Annotated in this window: 15 protein-coding genes; 4 read left to right on the top strand and 11 right to left on the bottom strand. The window is 72.7% G+C overall.

Annotated elements, in window-relative coordinates; all coding sequences use genetic code 11:
* Positions 1 to 408: 408 nt before the first annotated feature.
* On the bottom strand, positions 409 to 2,226 hold the full coding sequence (locus ACZ5Y0_RS14705) for a S9 family peptidase (protein WP_469129030.1): 1,818 nt from the start codon (positions 2,224 to 2,226) through the stop codon (positions 409 to 411).
* A gap of 131 nt (positions 2,227 to 2,357) precedes the next feature.
* On the opposite strand from ACZ5Y0_RS14705, the gene ACZ5Y0_RS14710 reads away from it, so the two are divergent.
* A complete protein-coding gene (locus ACZ5Y0_RS14710) occupies positions 2,358 to 3,197 on the top strand; it encodes an SURF1 family protein (RefSeq protein WP_469129031.1) in 840 nt (279 codons plus the stop codon).
* Here the strand turns inward: ACZ5Y0_RS14710 and ACZ5Y0_RS14715 are convergent.
* From ACZ5Y0_RS14715 to ACZ5Y0_RS14745, 7 genes are all read right to left on the bottom strand, one after another.
* Positions 3,158 to 4,213: a hypothetical protein gene (locus tag ACZ5Y0_RS14715; RefSeq protein ID WP_469129032.1), complete on the bottom strand. Its 1,056-nt coding sequence runs from the start codon at positions 4,211 to 4,213 to the stop codon at positions 3,158 to 3,160. The genes ACZ5Y0_RS14710 and ACZ5Y0_RS14715 overlap by 40 nt on opposite strands.
* A 125-nt stretch (positions 4,214 to 4,338) precedes the next feature.
* Complete coding sequence (locus ACZ5Y0_RS14720) at positions 4,339 to 5,007, bottom strand: SigE family RNA polymerase sigma factor (protein WP_469129033.1); 669 nt, start codon at positions 5,005 to 5,007, stop codon at positions 4,339 to 4,341.
* 459 nt (positions 5,008 to 5,466) lie between these two features.
* Positions 5,467 to 6,519 (bottom strand): aspartate-semialdehyde dehydrogenase, encoded by a 1,053-nt coding sequence (locus tag ACZ5Y0_RS14725; protein ID WP_469129034.1) that lies wholly within the window; start codon positions 6,517 to 6,519, stop codon positions 5,467 to 5,469.
* Positions 6,516 to 7,793, bottom strand: coding sequence for an aspartate kinase (locus ACZ5Y0_RS14730; RefSeq protein ID WP_467509954.1), 1,278 nt, complete (start codon positions 7,791 to 7,793; stop codon positions 6,516 to 6,518). Before ACZ5Y0_RS14730 ends, ACZ5Y0_RS14725 begins: the two co-directional genes overlap by 4 nt.
* A gap of 235 nt (positions 7,794 to 8,028) precedes the next feature.
* Complete coding sequence (locus ACZ5Y0_RS14735; RefSeq protein WP_469129035.1) at positions 8,029 to 8,688, bottom strand: DUF5063 domain-containing protein; 660 nt, start codon at positions 8,686 to 8,688, stop codon at positions 8,029 to 8,031.
* The gene (gene recR, locus ACZ5Y0_RS14740) at positions 8,681 to 9,280 is read right to left on the bottom strand and encodes a recombination mediator RecR (RefSeq protein ID WP_007383602.1); all 600 of its coding nucleotides are present in this window, start codon (positions 9,278 to 9,280) and stop codon (positions 8,681 to 8,683) included. The genes ACZ5Y0_RS14735 and recR overlap by 8 nt, the downstream gene beginning before the upstream one ends.
* A gap of 121 nt (positions 9,281 to 9,401) precedes the next feature.
* Complete coding sequence (locus ACZ5Y0_RS14745) at positions 9,402 to 9,743, bottom strand: YbaB/EbfC family nucleoid-associated protein (RefSeq protein WP_392241818.1); 342 nt, start codon at positions 9,741 to 9,743, stop codon at positions 9,402 to 9,404.
* Positions 9,744 to 10,047: 304 nt separating this feature from the next.
* Between ACZ5Y0_RS14745 and ACZ5Y0_RS14750 the strand changes: the two genes are divergently transcribed.
* A complete protein-coding gene (locus ACZ5Y0_RS14750; protein WP_469129186.1) occupies positions 10,048 to 10,797 on the top strand; it encodes an SLATT domain-containing protein in 750 nt (249 codons plus the stop codon).
* A gap of 266 nt (positions 10,798 to 11,063) precedes the next feature.
* Here ACZ5Y0_RS14750 and ACZ5Y0_RS14755 read toward each other — a convergent pair whose 3' ends face one another.
* The 3 genes from ACZ5Y0_RS14755 to ACZ5Y0_RS14765 all read right to left on the bottom strand — a co-directional run bounded on the left by ACZ5Y0_RS14755 (position 11,064) and on the right by ACZ5Y0_RS14765 (position 13,949).
* Positions 11,064 to 12,782 carry a serine/threonine-protein kinase gene (locus ACZ5Y0_RS14755; protein WP_469129036.1) on the bottom strand — a complete coding sequence of 573 codons (1,719 nt, stop codon included), beginning with the start codon at positions 12,780 to 12,782 and terminating at the stop codon, positions 11,064 to 11,066.
* 76 nt (positions 12,783 to 12,858) lie between these two features.
* Positions 12,859 to 13,332 (bottom strand): MarR family winged helix-turn-helix transcriptional regulator, encoded by a 474-nt coding sequence (locus ACZ5Y0_RS14760; protein ID WP_469129037.1) that lies wholly within the window; start codon positions 13,330 to 13,332, stop codon positions 12,859 to 12,861.
* The gene (locus tag ACZ5Y0_RS14765; protein ID WP_469129038.1) at positions 13,329 to 13,949 is read right to left on the bottom strand and encodes a DJ-1/PfpI family protein; all 621 of its coding nucleotides are present in this window, start codon (positions 13,947 to 13,949) and stop codon (positions 13,329 to 13,331) included. The genes ACZ5Y0_RS14760 and ACZ5Y0_RS14765 overlap by 4 nt, the downstream gene beginning before the upstream one ends.
* Positions 13,950 to 14,134: 185 nt before the next feature.
* Between ACZ5Y0_RS14765 and ACZ5Y0_RS14770 the strand changes: the two genes are divergently transcribed.
* Both ACZ5Y0_RS14770 and ACZ5Y0_RS14775 read left to right on the top strand, forming a co-directional pair.
* Complete coding sequence (locus ACZ5Y0_RS14770; protein WP_469129039.1) at positions 14,135 to 15,490, top strand: aminotransferase class III-fold pyridoxal phosphate-dependent enzyme; 1,356 nt, start codon at positions 14,135 to 14,137, stop codon at positions 15,488 to 15,490.
* A 197-nt stretch (positions 15,491 to 15,687) separates the two neighbouring features.
* Positions 15,688 to 16,389 (top strand): GntR family transcriptional regulator, encoded by a 702-nt coding sequence (locus ACZ5Y0_RS14775; RefSeq protein ID WP_469129040.1) that lies wholly within the window; start codon positions 15,688 to 15,690, stop codon positions 16,387 to 16,389.
* Positions 16,390 to 16,424 lie beyond the last annotated feature (35 nt).

The following is a 16,424-nucleotide window of genomic DNA, read 5'->3' on the forward strand; positions in this document are numbered from 1 at the left end:
CCGGTGGGGCGCCCCCCACCGGCGGACGCGCTCCCGACCGGGGGCGGACAAAGTCCGACCGGTGAACGCGCGCTCGACCGGTGGCGGACACACCCCCACCGGTGAACGCGCGGCCAGCCGGTGGCGGACACGCCCCAAGCGGCACACGCGCCCGACCGATGGCGAGCACCCCCCAGCGTGGAACGCGCTCCCGACCGGTGGCGGGCACACCCCCACCGGTGAACGCGCGGCCAGCCGGTGGCGGACACGCCCCAAGCGGCACACGCGCCCGACCGATGGGAAGCAAGCTCCTCCGGTGGCAGGTGGCAGGTGGCAGGTGGCAGGTGGCCGGTGAGCGGGCGCCGCCCCGGGGAGGGGCGCCGCGGGCACGGTCGGGGGGCCGGAGGGCCGGGCCAGTGTCGGTGTCCTCTAGCGGTCGAGGTGATTCTCCGCGAACTGGAGTTCCAGGCGGACCTGCTTGATGCGTTCGTCCACCACCAGGGAGCCGTGGCCCGCGTCGTAGCGGTAGACCTCGTGGGGGGCTCCCCTTGTCTCCAGGCGGGTCACGTAGTTGTCGATCTGGCGGATGGGGCAGCGGGGGTCGTTGACGCCGGCCGAGATGTAGACGGGGGCCTTGACCTGGTCCACGTAGGTCAGGGGGGAGGAGGCCTCGAAGCGGTCGGGGACCTCCTCGGGGGTGCCGCCGAGCAGCGTGCGGTCCATGGCCTTCAGCGCTTCCATCTCGTCGTGGTACGCCGTGACGTAGTCGGCCACCGGGACCGCCGCGATGCCCAGTGCCCAGGCCTCGGGCATGGTGCCCAGGCCGAGGAGCGTCAGGTAGCCGCCCCAGGAGCCCCCGGTGAGGATCAGGCGGTCCGGGTCGGCCAGACCCGAGGCCACCGCCCAGTCGCGGACCGCGGCGATGTCCTCCAGCTCGATCAGTCCCACCCGGTGCTTGAGGGCGTCCGTCCAGGCGCGGCCGTAGCCGGTGGAGCCGCGGTAGTTCACGCGGACGACCGCGTAGCCGTGGTCGACCCAGGCCGCGGGGCCGGCCGCGAAGGAGTCGCTGTCGTGCCAGGTGGGGCCGCCGTGGATGTCGAACACGGCGGGCAGGGGGCCGGTCGTGCCCGCCGGCTTCTGGACCAGGGCGTGGATGCGGCCGCCGGGGCCGTCCACCCACACGTCCTCCACCGGCACCGAGCCGGGGGACTTCATGCCGGGCGGGTCCAGGACCGGCTCGCCGGTCGTCGAGCGGACCGTGGGCGGCTCGGCGGCCGACGACCACAGGTACTCCACGCTGCCGTCGGGGCGGGCCGTCGCGCTCGAGACCGTGCCCGGCGGGGTCGGCACCCGCACGAGTTCCCGGCTCGTCAGGTCGTAGCGGAACAGCTCGCTGCGGGCCTCGAACCCGTGCGAGACCAGGAGACCGGAACCGTCCGGATACCACTCCGCGCCCACGTCGCCCGGCAGATCCAGGGCCAGGTCGGTCTGCTCGCCGGTCGCCACGTCCCAGACCAGGGGCTCCCAGCGGCCGCGGCGCTGGTGGCCGATCAGCAGGCGGGTGTCGCCGTCGACGGGGGCGAAGCCCAGCACCTCCAGGCCCAGCTCCCGCGTGCCGCCCTCGGTGTCGTCCAGTTCGGCGACCGCGGAGCCGTCGGGCCGCAGGACGCGCAGCGCGGAGTGCATCGCGTCGCCGTGCTCAGTGTGCTCGATCGCGATCAACGTGCCGTCGTGGGACAGGTCTCCGACGCCCGCCGACTCGCGGTGGCGGTACAGCTCCACCGGAGCCTCGCCGAACCGCGCCACGTGGATGGTCGTACCGTCCTCGTCCGTGGAGCGGCCCACCACCGCCGTACGGCCGTCTCTGCCCAGAGCCAGGCCCGCCGGGTACGACGGGTCGAGGCCCGGTGTCGCCAGTTCGTCCTCGCCGCCCGCGAAGGGCTGGCGGCGCCAGACCCCGAACTCGTCGCCGTCCTTGTCGTCGAACCACCAGATCCAGGCGCCGTCCGGGGAGAGCACGCCGTCCGTCGTGCCATTGGCCCGGTTCGTCACCTGGCGCTGTTCGCCGGTGGCCCGGTCCCAGGCATACAGCTCGTACGTCCCTGTCGCGTTCGAGACGAACAGGGAGCGGTCCGGCGCGTCCTCGGCCCAGTCGGGCAGCGACACCCGGGGCGCCCGGAAGCGCTTCTCCCAGTCCGGCATCTCCTCGTGCCGCTGCGGCGCGGCGGACCCGTTGCTCTCACTCATGGCCCCATAGTGCCCGTCTCCGCCGACGGCGGAGCACCACGGCCCCCGGCCTGTGGACAACCCGGACCGTCACAGCCGGTGCGGCCACCCCGCAGACCGCTCCCCCGCTCCCGCCCCGTACCGTTGTCGGCGTGTACCGGTTTCTGCTGACGCCCCGCTGGTGGGGGATCAACGTCTTCGTGCTGCTGGCCATCCCCTTCTGCGTGTTCATGGGGTCCTGGCAGCTGGGCCGGTTCGAGGCGCGCGTGGACGACCAGCGCACCGCCGAGGCGCGGGCCGACTCGGCCCGCACGCAGGCGCCGCGCCCGCTGGCCGAGATGCTGCCCGTGGACAAGGCCACGTCCGGCAAGCGGGTCACCGCCGGCGGGCGGTACGGCGAGCAGCTGCTGGTCCCGGACCGCGAGCTGGACGGCCGACAGGGCTTCTACGTGCTGACGCTGCTGCGCACCGACGGCGGCAAGACCCTGCCCGTGGTGCGGGGCTGGCTGCCCGGCACGGCCGACGCCGCCGAGGCCCCGGCGCCGCCGGCCGGCGAGGTCAGCGTCACCGGCGCGCTCCAGGCGTCCGAGACGCCCGGCGACAACGGCGTGAGCGCGCGGGGCGGCCTGCCGACCGGCCAGACCGGCGCGATCAGCACGGCCTCGCTGGTCAACCTCGTCGACGACGACCTCTACGACGCCTGGGTCACCCTCGACACCGCCGACCCGGGGATGACGGCTGTGCCCGCGAGCGCGCCGAGCGGTACGGGTCTCGACCTGAAGGCGTTCCAGAACCTCGGTTACACCGGTGAGTGGTTCGTCTTCGCCGGGTTCGTGGTGTTCATGTGGTTCCGGCTGCTGCGCCGCGAGATCGAGTTCGCGCGGGACGCCGAGCTGGGGATCACCGGGCCCGACTCCCCCGCGTCACCCCCGTCGGCCCCGTCCCCCTCGGCTCAGGACGCCGACGTGGACGCCAGTACGCCCGTCCGGTAGACCGTTCCCGCGCACGCGTTCGGCACCGTCGCGCTCAGTGTCGGCGAGCCGCCCTCCGCGGTGTACGTCACCAGGACGCTGCCGTCCGCCGTGCCGTCCTCGGTGAACGTCTGCGGAGACGTGCCGGAGGCGCCGGTGGTCGTGCCGCCCGTGGTGCTGCTCTGCTCGCTCGGGGAGGGGTCCGGGGAGGACGAGGGGCCGCCGGTGGTGCTGCCGCTGGTGTCGCCCGTGGTGGGGCAGGTCTCGGAGGGGACCCAGGCGAACTTCACGTCGTAGGCCGATCCCGGGGCGAGGGCCAGCCGGGAGACGTAGAGGGAGGGGTCGGGCAGGTTCGCCGCGGCGTCGCCGGAGGTGTGCTCGACGAGGTTGATCTTCGCGGGGTCGGCGGCACCCTGGGGAGTGGGCGTCACGGAGACGCCGCCGCCGACGGTGCAGCCGCGGTCGGAGACGTTGACGACACGGAAGGTGCCGTAGACGACGCCGGCCGAGTCGGGGACCTCGACGGCTGCGCTGGAGTCGCCCAGCTGGGACGTGGTGCAGGCGGGGGCGTCGGCCCGGGAGGTGGCGGCGGGGCCGGTGCCGTCGGGCGAGCCGGTCGCGCTGCCGGAGGCCTTGTCGCCGTCGGGGTGGTCGGTGCTGTCCTGGCCCGGCCGGCCGGTGGTGCCCGTGGGGGTGCCGGCCTTGCCGGAGGAGCCGACGTCGGGGCCCTTGCCCTCACCGGCGCCGCCCTGGGCCTGGGAGGCCTGGCCGGCGATGGAGGGGTTGGCGTCGGATCCGCCGACGTCGGAGACGTGCAGCAGGGCGGGGACGGCGGTGCCGACGAAGAGGGCCGCGGCGGCCATCCCGACGGCGGCCTGGCGCTTGCGGGCCCGGCGGGCGGGGACGGCCCGCCGGAGGTGGTCCAGCGTCCCGTCGCTCGGCTCCATCTCCTGGACCGCCTGGTGCAGCATGCGGCGCAGTGCCAGCTCGTCCGAGTCGAGCCCGTCGGGGCTCGGGTCGTCGAGGTGGTGGTTCACGGTTCCGTTCCCAGCGTGCGATTGCTTCGGCTCTTGCTTGTCCGGCGGCGTCGTCGGCTCATGCCGCGCGTACGGCTCGCGCCGCTCGCGTGGGTCCCCGCCGTCGGGTCCCTCACCCCGCGCGCTCACGCCGCCGCCCCCATGGCGACGCGCAGCGCGGCGATGCCGCGCGAGCCGTAGGCCTTGACCGAGCCGAGCGAGATGCCGAGGGTCTCGGCGACCTGGGCCTCGGTCATGTCGGCGAAGTAGCGCAGGACGAGGACCTCGCGCTGGCGGCGCTGGAGGCCCTTCATCGCCTTGATGAGGGAGTCGCGCTCCAGTTGGTCGTAGGCGCCCTCCTCCGCGCTGGCCATGTCCGGCATCGGCTTGGAGAGCAGCTTCAGGCCGAGGATGCGGCGGCGCAGGGCGGAGCGGGAGAGGTTGACGACGGTCTGGCGCAGGTAGGCGAGGGTCTTCTCGGGGTCGCGGACGCGCTTGCGCGCGGAGTGGACGCGGATGAATGCCTCCTGCACGACGTCCTCGCAGGAGGCGGTGTCGTCGAGGAGGAGGGCGGCCAGACCGAGGAGCGAGCGGTAGTGGGCCCGGTAGGTCTCGGTCAGGTGGTCCACGGTGGTGCCGGCGGCGACCACCTCGTCGGTGTCGCGCTGACTGGGTACGCGGGCGGGCCGCGCTGCGGGCATGGGCGCGATCACCGGCATGCCGCCGGGCGCGCCGGGCATGCGGGGTCGGAGGGCGCCGCGGGGCGGCCGTAGGGCCGTGCCGCGGGTCGCCGGGAAGTCGAGTACCTCTGCCACGCCTGTTGGACACGCCTGACCCCGCCGGGGTTGTACGCGTCGGCCGCGAGTTTTGCGCCGGGCGCCGGAACACCCGCTGGTGCCTCTCTCCCGGACGCCTGTCCCGCCCCCGCCGGCAGCCGCGCGGACGGCGTCTCCCATGCCCTCATGTGTCCCGCTCTTCCCCTGTATGCCATATGAACGGGCGTCCCCACGCCCCGACCACGGCGTCCCCGTAGGCCGTGATCACCCGCCCGCGCACCCGCGAAGGGTGACCGCAAAGACGCTCCCCGCGCTCCGCGTGGTTGCGGAGGGCGGGGAGGAAATCTTCGAATGCCAAAGGTGTCCGATACAAGTGGTTCTGGCCGTCGACCGGCTCACAATCCACCTGCGGGAGATCTTACAAAGGCCCAAGCCCCTGGCCGGGGAATTTCCGGTGGCCGGCCGCCGTCCCGCCGAGCGTCGCCCGCGCCGCGAACGTCACCGGTACTCCGCCGCAAGCAGTTCCGCGATCTGCGCGGTGTTCAGCGCGGCCCCCTTGCGCAGATTGTCCCCGCACACGAAGAGTTCCAGCGCCGTGGGGTCGTCGAGCGCCCTGCGCACCCGGCCGACCCAGGTGGGGTCGGTGCCCACCACGTCGGCGGGCGTGGGGAACTCCCCGGCGGCCGGGTTGTCGAAGAGGACGACGCCGGGGGCGGTGGCGAGGATCTCGCGGGCGCCGCCGACCGTGACCTCGTCCTGGAAGCGGGCGTGGACGGTCAGGGAGTGCACGGTGATCACCGGCACGCGGACGCAGGTCACGGCGACGGGCAGCTTGGGCAGTCCGAGGATCTTGCGGGACTCGTCCCGTACCTTCATCTCCTCCGACGACCAGCCGTCCTCGCGCAGCGACCCGGCCCACGGCACGACGTTCAGCGCGACCGGCTCCGGGAAGGGCCCCGTCAGGTCGCCGACAGCCCGCCGTACGTCACCGGGGCTGGTCCCCAGTTCCGTACCGGCGACCATCGACAGTTGGCGGCGCAGTGTCTCCACCCCGGCCCGGCCCGCCCCGCTGACCGCCTGGTACGACGACACCACCAGCTCGCGCAGGCCGTACTCGGCGTGCAGCGCGCCGAGCGCGACGATCATCGACAGGGTGGTGCAGTTCGGGTTGGAGACGATGCCGCGCGGCCTGTTGCGCACCGCGTGCGCGTTGACCTCGGGCACGACCAGGGGCACCTCCGGGTCCATCCGGAAGGCGCCCGAGTTGTCCACGACCACCACGCCCTTGGCGGCGGCCAGCGGCGCCCACCGCTCGGCGACCTCGTCCGGGACGTCGAACATCGCGACGTCGACGCCGTCGAAGGCCTCCTCCGTGAGCGCCACCACCTCGACCTGTTCGCCGCGCACGGTCAGCTTGCGGCCGGCCGAGCGCGGCGAGGCGATCAGTCGGATCTCGCCCCAGACGTCGGCGCGCTGGGACAGGATCCTCAGCATGACGGTGCCGACCGCTCCGGTCGCTCCCACGACCGCGAGCGTCGGTCGTCGGGTCATCGCCCGGTGCCCCCGTAGACGACCGCCTCGTCGCTGTCGGAGTCGAGTCCGAAGGCGGTGTGCACGGCGCGCACGGCCTCCGGGACGTCGTCGGCGCGGGTGACCACCGAGATGCGGATCTCGGAGGTCGAGATCAGCTCGATGTTGACGCCCGCGTCGGACAGCGCCTTGAAGAAGTCGGCGGTGACCCCCGGATTGGTCTTCATGCCGGCGCCGACGAGGGAGATCTTGCCGATCTGGTCGTCGTAGCGCAGCGAGTCGAAGCCGATGCCGCCCTTGTTCTTCTCCAGGGCGTCGATCGCCTTGCGGCCCTCGGACTTCGGCAGCGTGAAGGAGATGTCCGTGAGGCCGGTGGAGGCCGCGGACACGTTCTGCACGATCATGTCGAGGTTGATCTGGGCGTCGGCGACCGTGCGGAAGATCGTGGCCGCCTCGCCCGGCTTGTCCGGCACGCCGACGACCGTGATCTTGGCCTCGGAGGTGTCGTGCGCGACACCGGAGATGATGGCCTGCTCCACCTGCTTGTCCCCTTGCTCGATCGGCTCGCTGCTGACCCACGTGCCCGGAAGTCCGCTGAAGGACGAACGGACGTGGATCGGGATGTTGTACCGGCGGGCGTACTCCACGCAGCGGTGGAGCAGCACCTTCGACCCGGACGAGGCCAGTTCGAGCATGTCCTCGAAGGAGATCCAGTCGATCTTCCGGGCCTTCTTCACCACGCGCGGGTCGGCGGTGAACACGCCGTCGACGTCGGTGTAGATCTCGCACACCTCGGCGTCGAGGGCTGCCGCGAGAGCCACGGCGGTGGTGTCGGACCCGCCGCGCCCGAGGGTGGTGATGTCCTTGGTGTCCTGGCTGACGCCCTGGAACCCGGCGACGATGGCGATGTTGCCCTCGTCGAGCGAGTCGCGGATCCGGCCCGGCGTGACATCGATGATCCGGGCCTTGTTGTGGACCGAGTCGGTGATGACACCTGCCTGGCTGCCGGTGAAACTCTGGGCGGAGTGGCCCAGGTTCTTGATCGCCATCGCCAGCAGGGCCATGGAGATCCGCTCTCCGGCGGTCAGCAGCATGTCGAGTTCGCGCCCGGCAGGGATCGGGGAAACCTGCTCGGCGAGATCGATCAGCTCGTCCGTCGTGTCGCCCATCGCGGAAACCACTGCCACCACCTGGTGGCCGTCCTTCTTGGCTTCCACGATCCGCTTGGCGACGCGCTTGATGCCCTCGGCATCGGCTACGGAGGAGCCTCCGTACTTCTGCACGACAAGGCCCACGTGCGCTCCTCGCTCAGTTCGTCTGCTTCCGCACATACGCCCTTGTACTGCGGGTCGGCTCAGTCTAACGAGCGCCCGGGAACCGCCCCCGAGGAGCCGCATGGTGAGACTCTCGGGGACCGTCCGGGCAGGTCGTCCAGGACACTCCCTGCCCACTGTCGCCGAAGTGAAAGCTGTGGATGGAGTCTCAAGCACTCCCGTGGGCCCGGGCGGGCACTCCCCGGTGGAAGACGGTCTACCTGAGCTGGCCCGGTCCCAGCCGGCCGCCGATCTCCTCGGCCATCACGCGGCCCGCCTCGAACTCCAGGGTGTCGTCGCCGTCGCCCTGGTCGGTGTCCAGGCCGTCCAGTTCCTGAAGAGGCTGGTTCAGGCGGACGTGGGCCAGGACCGAGTGGAGGGCGCGCAGGGTCGCCGAGGCCGTGGCACCCCAGTTGGAGAAGTACGAGAACTGCCACCACCACAGGGCCTCCGAGGTGCGGCCGGCCCGGTAGTGGACCATGCCGTGGCGGAGGTCGGCGATGACGTCGGCGAGGTCGTCGGAGATACGGGCGGGGACGGGCGCCTTGCGGGGCTCGTAGGGGTCGAAGACCTCGGAGTAGACGTCGATCGGCTCCAGGAGGCGGGCGAGGTTCTCGCGCAGTTCGTCCGCGTCCGGCTCGAATCCGGGGTCGGGCTCGTAGCGCTCGTCGGGGACGATGTCCTCGTGGGCGCCGAGGCGGCCGCCCGCCAGCAGGAGCTGGGAGACCTCCAGCAGGAGGAAGGGGACGGCCGAGTCGGGCTCGTCGCCCTTGGCGACCTCGGAGACGGCGACCAGGAAACTCTCGATCTGATCGGCGATCTGTACGACGAAGTCGTCCGGGTTCTGCTCGGTCGCGTGCAGCGTGGCGTCAGACATCTAGGAGTCGTCTCCCCTCGAAGGCGCGGCCGAGTGTGACCTCGTCCGCGTATTCCAGGTCGCCACCCACCGGGAGGCCGCTGGCCAGGCGGGTGACCTTCAGGCCCATGGGCTTGATCATGCGGGCGAGGTACGTGGCCGTCGCCTCGCCTTCGAGATTCGGGTCCGTGGCGAGGATCAGCTCGGTGACCGTGCCGTCGGCGAGGCGCGCCAGGAGTTCCCTTATCCGCAGGTCGTCGGGGCCGACCCCCTCGATCGGGCTGATCGCCCCGCCCAGGACGTGGTACTTGCCCCGGAACTCACGCGTGCGCTCGATCGCCACCACGTCCTTCGGCTCCTCGACCACGCAGATGACGGAGAGGTCGCGGCGCGGGTCGCGGCAGATGTTGCACAGCTCCTCCTGCGCCACATTGCCGCAGGTGGCGCAGAAGCGGACCTTCGCCTTGACCTCCATCAGGCACTGCGCGAGACGCCGTACGTCCGTCGGTTCCGCCTGGAGGATGTGGAAGGCGATCCGCTGCGCGCTCTTGGGACCGACGCCGGGGAGCCGCCCCAGTTCGTCGATGAGGTCCTGGACCACGCCTTCGTACAACGGACTGCCGTCCTTCCTGGGGTTCCTTGCGGTACGTACGGTAGTTGGCCGCCACCCGTCCTAGGAAGGCGGTCGGGGCGACGCGTGGGCGACGGACATCGCGACGGCCGGGCCCGCGAGGTCAGAACGGCAGACCGGGGATGCCGCCGCCGCCGAGGCCCTGGGCGAGCGGGCCGAGCTTCTGCTGCTGGAGGTTCTGCGCGTTCTCGTTCGCCGCCTGTACGGCCGCCACGACGAGGTCGGCAAGGGTCTCGGTGTCCTCGGGGTCCACCGCCTTCGGGTCGATCTTGAGGGCACGCAGTTCGCCGGCGCCCGTCACGGTGGCCCGCACCAGGCCGCCGCCGGCCTGGCCGTCGACCTCCGTGTTCGCCAGCTCCTCCTGGGCGCGGGCCAGATCCTGCTGCATCTTCTGGGCCTGCTGGAGCAGCTGCTGCATGTTGGGCTGGCCACCACCGGGAATCACGATCAGCTCCTCTTCCGGACCTTGGTCGGTGCGGGTGTTTTCCCGCTCGCCACGAGCCTACGTGGTCTGTGCGGGTGTCGCCCCAGCACTCTTTCGAGTGACTCTCGGGTGTGGCCTATACCTGATCAAGGCCCACTTCCGGGCGGAAAAGAGGGGAAACCTTCCTCTTCGCCACCCATTGGGAGGTAGGAAAGGGTCCGGCGTGTCAGCGTCGGGAGCCACGGCGGCCTCGGGTGGCATCAGGCGTTACGCAATGTGATCGGTCGGGATCAGTAGGGAGTGCCGGGTGGGTCAGCAGCCGGAGATGCAGCCCGAGCGTCCGCCCCAGGACGGGCGGGGTGAGGGCGCGGCCGGGCTGCGGCCGGGCGATCTGACCGGGCGGGCCTTCCCGCTCGGGGACTGGGGCGAGCCGGCCGAACGGCTCGACGAGCTGTACCGGTGGGTCGAGCGGGGGGCGCTGGACACGGCCGCCTGGTACCTCGCCGACCGGGTGTGGAAGCGGCGGGGGGCGCGGGTGCTGCGGGGCGGGGCCGCGGCGGGCGCCGTGGCGGGGGCGGCACTGCCGCTGCTGGATCTCACCGGGGCGACGGCCGGGCTGGCGCCCTGGGGGTATCCGGCGCTGCTGGCGGCGGTGGCGTGCCTGGCCGTCGACCGGTTCTTCGGGGTGACGGCCGGGTGGATGAGGGACGTGGCCACGGCGCAGGCGGTACAGCGGCGGTTGCAGGTGCTGCAGTTCGACTGGGCGTCGGAGAGTGTGCGGGAGGTGCTGGGGCCGGCGGAGGGCACCGCCAGTGAGGCCGCGGAGCGGTGTCTGGGGGTGTTGCGGCGCTTCTCGGAGGACGTGACGGAGTTGGTGCGGGTGGAGACGGTGGACTGGATGGTGTCGTTTCGGACCGGGGCGGCGCCCCTGGGGTTGCAGGGGGTCATGTCCTCCGGAGGTGGCGGGCGGGGGGACGGGGGCGCGGGATCGGGGCGGTTCGTGCTGCCGCCCGGGGCGCCGGGGGCAGCGGGGCGGCCGAACATGCCCCGGCAGCGGCCGCCCGAGCCCCGGTGAGGTCTCCCCTGGGGTGGCCGGGCCCGCGGTTCTCCCGCCCCCGTCGCCCCTTCCCGGGCCCGGCCCCGGGGGCCGCGCGCCCGGACTCCAGCTTCCGGCCTGACGGCTCGTCCCCGTCCTCGTCCTCGTCCTCGTCCTCGAGGCCGCACGGACGGGCTTCCGCCAGGCGGCGTGGGAATGCCGGGCGTGGGGGGGCGGGCGCGGGCCGGACCCCCGACGGGGGCGGGCAGGGGCCGGACCCCGAGGGGGGCGGAGCCCCCTGGACGTCAGCCTCGGGTGTACGTCAGCTTTTCGCCGGTCGTCGGGTTGAGGCGCTCCAGTCGGCCGTCCGGGAGGAGGGTCACCTCCGTTGCCGCTCCGGGGGAGCAGGAGGACAGGGGATCGCCCGTGGTGACCTTGGAGGGGCCCAGGGCCAAGGGGGCCTCGGGGGCCGGGGACTGGGCCAGCGTGGCTGTGAACTCGCAGTGGTAGGCGTCGCCGTCGGCCACCAGCCGCAGGACCGTGTCGCCGACCTCCCCCTGGGTGAGGGTCAGGCGGCGGGTGTCGGTGTCGTTGATCGTGGTGGTCCAGGTGCCCAGGTAGTCCTCGGGTATCCCGTCCTCCTCCGGTGACGAGGAGGGGGACGGGGAGGTGGAGGGGGAATCGTCACCGGTGGGCGTCGGGGTCGCGGGTGCCGACGTCGTCGGGGCCGGGTTCGCCCCGGAGGTGCCGTCGTCGCCGTTCATGACCGCGTACACCGTGCCGCCGGCGGCCAGCGCGACCACCACGGCCACCGCCACGAGCAGCACCGTGGAGCGCCCGCCTCGGCGGGGCGGGTCCTGGGGCTCGTCCCCGTAGGGGGCACCGTACGTCCCCGGATCGGCCGCGTACGGGTTGTGCGGGACGGGGACCGGCATCGGTGCCCGCACCGGCACCGGCCGCTGGGGCGGGGCCTGGTACTGCTGCGGGTGGCCGTACGCCGGGTGGGCCGCGGCCAGGGTGGGGGCGTGGTCCGGTGGGGCGGAGTGCTGCGGAGCGGCCTCCGTGGAGGTGCCTTCGGGGTTCTCCGTCTCCAGGAGCCGTACCGCGTGCCGGCCGAGCTGGGCGACCAGGGCGCCGGGCAGCCACGGGTCGCGCGAGCGGCCGTCGGCGACGGTGTCCCCGGCGCCGGTGTGCTCCAGGATCCACTCCAGCGTCGGCCGGGTCTGCGGGTCCTTGCGCAGGCAGGCGCGCACCAGGTCGGCGATGCCTTCGGGCACCCGCGTGAGGTCGGGTTCCTCCTCGGCTATGCGGAACAGCAGCGCGTGCACGCCCCGTTGGTCGGCGGAGCCGAAGGGGAGGACGCCGGTGGCGGCGTAGGCGAGGACGGACCCCAGGCAGAAGACGTCGCACGCGGGCGTGATCCGGTCGCCCCGCACCTGCTCGGGGGCCATGAAGCCGGGCGAGCCGATCACCGCGCCGGTCTGCGTGAGGCCGCCGTCGCCGAGGTACGTCATGGCGCCGTCGCCGGTCACGGTCTCCAGCGCCCGCGCGACGCCGAAGTCGATGACGCGGGGGCCCTCGATGGTGACCATCACGTTGGAGGGCTTGAGGTCGCGGTGCACGATCCCGGCCGCGTGGATGTTGGTGAGGGCGTGCGCGAGACCGGCGGCGAGGATGCGCACGGAGCGTTCCGGCAGCGGGCCGTGGTCGTGGCCCACCACCTGCTGGAGGCTGGGCCCGGCGACATAACCGGTGGCGACCCAGGGCACGGCGGCCTCGGTGTCGGCGTCGAGGACGGGCGCGGTCCAGAACCCGCCGACCCGCTGGGCGTTGCGCACCTCCTGGCGGAACCGCGCCCGGAACTCCTCCCGCTCGGCCAGGTCGGGGCGGACCAGCTTCACGGCGACGGTCCGTCCGCGGTCCGAGCGGGCGAGGAAGACCTGCCCCATTCCGCCTGCCCCCAGCCGCCCGAGCAGCCGGTAGCCGCCGATCCGCTGCGGATCCCCCGGTCCCAGCTTCTCCATGGCAGCTCCGCCTTTCCCCCACAGGTGATCGAGCCGAGAATAAACCGGCCATTCAGGGAGTCGAGCGGTGTGCTGTCTACGGTTCCATAACGGGGGGCTCGGCATCGAACGGTTCCAGCTTCTCCAGGACCTGGGACAGCCGTTCCAGCGCGCGGACGGCCTCGGCCAGCTCCGCCTCCCCGTACGCCTCGGCCAGCCGGTCGGCGAAGGCCGCGTGGCCGGGGTCGACACGGGCGATCGCGGCGCGCCCCTGCGCGGTGGGCGCCAGCAGTTTCGCGCGCCGGTGCGCCGGGTTGGGCCGGTACTCCGCGAGCCCCTTGCCGACCAGCAGGTCGGCCACGCGCTGCACGCTCTGCCGGGTGATGCCCATGGCGCGGGCGATGCCGGACACCGGGAGGGGTTCGGTGAGGACCGCGCCCAGCACCTGCCACCAGGCGGCCGTGAGTCCGCAGGGGCGGGCCAGTGCCTCCGCGACGCCGAGGAACTGGCCGTTGAGCTTGAAGACGCCGAGCGCTCCCCGGCTGAGCAGGTCCTGCCGCTCCCGGCTCACTGCGCGCCGGCCTTCTGGAGGACGGCGTAGGCCTCCGGGTCGGAGTCGTGGAACAGCCGGTACCAGGCGTCGAGCACCTCGCCGTCGTACACGCCGAGCAGACGGAGGATCTCGCGGGCGAAGGCGACGGGCTCGGTGGGTCCGGCGGTGACGAGGTGTGCGTCGGTGACGGCGTCGGCGTCGACGTAGTGGCCGCCGCCCGCGTATCCGGTGGCGGCGAGGTAGGAGGAGACGGCGCTGGTGTGGGCGCGGTCGTCGAGCAGCCCGGCGCGGGCGAGTCCGGCGGTGGCGCCGCAGATCGCGGCGACGGGGGTGCCCGCGGCCAGGAACTCGCCCGCCGTGCGGGCGAAGGGCGCGAGGTCGTCGGAGGTGTCCCACAGGTCGGCGCCCGGCAGGATCAGCAGCGCGCCCTCCCCGGGGCGTACGTCCGCCAGCGCGAGGTCGGGCTGGACGCGGAGTCCGCCGAGGCTGGTCACCGGGCGGGTGGAGGCGCCCACCGTGCGGATCTCGTACCCGGCGCGGGCGAGGTGGGCGGTCGTGTGGCCGGTCTCCCAGTCGGCCAGGGTGTCGTAGACGGCGAGGTACACGGGCCTGCGGGGGGTCTCGCTGGTGCTCATGGCTTCTCCTCGGCCGACGGAACCTTATGACAGCATCCTGGCAAATTGCCAGCATGCTGTCAATGGCGGCCGTCATCCTGCCCGGGTCCGCCCCCTCCACGCCCGACAACCTGTCGCGTAATCCGCCCACGCAGGGAACAGGACGCCGATACCCTTCCGCATCGCGGACATTTACGCTCACCCGCATGACCCCTCAGACCGACCCCCGGACCGGCGCCGCCGTGAAGGCCACGGACCGCGCCCACGTCTTCCACTCCTGGTCCGCGCAGGAACTCATCGACCCGCTCGCCGTGGCCGGCGCCGAGGGGTCGTACTTCTGGGACTACGACGGCAAGCGCTACCTCGACCTCACCAGCGGGCTCGTCTACACCAACATCGGCTACCAGCACCCCAAGGTCGTCGCCGCGATCCAGGAGCAGGCCGCACACCTGACCACCTTCGCGCCCGCCTTCGCCGTCGAGGCCCGCTCCGAGGCGGCCCGGCTGATCGCCGAGCGCACCCCCGGCGACCTCGACAAGATCTTCTTCACCAACGGCGGCGCCGACGCCGTGGAGCACGCGGTGCGCATGGCACGGCTGCACACCGGGCGCGCCAAGGTGCTGTCGGCGTACCGCTCGTACCACGGCGGCACGCAGCAGGCCGTGAACATCACCGGCGACCCGCGCCGCTGGGCCTCCGACTCGGCCACCGCCGGGGTGGTGCACTTCTGGGCGCCGTATCTGTACCGTTCCCGCTTCTACGCGGAGACGGAGGAGCAGGAGTGCGCGCGGGCGCTGGAGCACCTGGAGACGACGATCCTCTTCGAGGGGCCCGCGACGATCGCCGCGATCGTCCTGGAGACCATCCCCGGCACGGCCGGGATCATGGTGCCGCCGCCCGGCTATCTGGCCGGCGTCCGCGAACTGTGCGACCGGTACGCGATCGTCTTCGTCCTGGACGAGGTGATGGCCGGGTTCGGCCGCACCGGTGAGTGGTTCGCGGCCGACCTGTCCGGCGTCGTGCCCGACCTGATGACCTTCGCCAAGGGCGTGAACAGCGGATACGTGCCGCTGGGCGGGGTCGCGATCTCCGGGGCGATCGCCGAGACCTTCGGCAAGCGGCCGTACCCCGGCGGTCTCACCTACTCCGGGCACCCGCTCGCCTGCGCCGCCGCCGTCGCCACGATCAACGTGATGGCGGAGGAAGGCATCGTCGACAACGCGAAGAACCTCGGCGCCTCCGTCGTCGGGCCGGGGCTGCGGGAGCTGGCCGGGCGGCACCCGAGCGTCGGCGAGGTGCGCGGTGTCGGCATGTTCTGGGCGCTGGAGCTGGTGAAGGACCGCGAGACGCGCGAGCCGCTGGTGCCGTACAACGCCAGTGGTGAGGCGAACGCGCCGATGGCAGCGTTCGGCGCCGCCGCCAAGAAGGCCGGGGTGTGGCCCTTCATCAACATGAACCGCACCCACTTCGTGCCGCCGTGCAACGCCGGCGAGGCGGAGCTGAAGGAGGGCCTCGCGGCGCTGGACACGGCGCTCTCGGTGGCCGACGAGTACACCGGATGACCGGCGCGCACCGGACGGCCGGGCGGTACCGGAAGGCGGACGAGCCCGCCGGATGACCGCGGTTGTGCGGACAAGCCCTTGAATTCGTCGAACGCGTAAGGTGACGTGCTCGTACCTACCGACGAGCACGCCATCGGCCGATGGCGCCCACGCCGTCGACCGGCGTATGCGACGAGGACGAGGGAGACGCCCCGACCATGCCCGCCAGCAGCGGCAACGGCGCCGTGACCCGCAGCACTCTGCGGCGGCAGATCGCCGACGCGCTTCGCGACGAGGTGCTGGCCGGACGGCTCCAGCCGGGCCAGGAGTTCACGGTGAAGGAGATAGCCGAGCAGTACGGCGTCTCCGCGACCCCTGTCCGTGAGGCGCTGGTCGACCTGTCGGCGCAGGGGCTGCTGGAGGCCGACCACCACCGGGGCTTCCGGGTGCCCGAGTACTCCGTGGCCGACTTCCGGGACATGGTCGAGGCGCGCAGCCTGGTCATCGAGGGCATGTTCCTGGCCCTGGACGCGGGCAGACAGCGCTTCCAGGACCTGGACGACCCGCGGATCGCGGCGGCCGTCGCGGGGGTGCGCCGGCGCGGCGAGGAGGCCCAGCGGGCCGCCGCCGCCGGTGACCTCACCGTGCTCATCGGATACGACCTGCGGTTCTGGCGCGAGTTGAGCGCCCTGTTCGGAAACCCGTATCTCGGCGACTTCCTGAACCGGCTGCGCGTGCAGACCTGGGTGTGCCTCGTGCAGCACCTGCGCCGGCTGTCCGAACTGCGCGGCCATCTGTGGTCCGGCCACACCGAACTGGTCGACGCCCTGTATCACCGCGACACCGCCACGGCCCGTGCGATCCTCGCCTCGTACAACACCCACTCGCTCGCGCTGATCGAGCGGCTGGCGGCCGGATGAGCGGGACGGACACCGCCGAGGAGTCCCACGGCGTC

It is taken from the genome of Streptomyces sp. NPDC033216 (assembly GCF_055577115.1).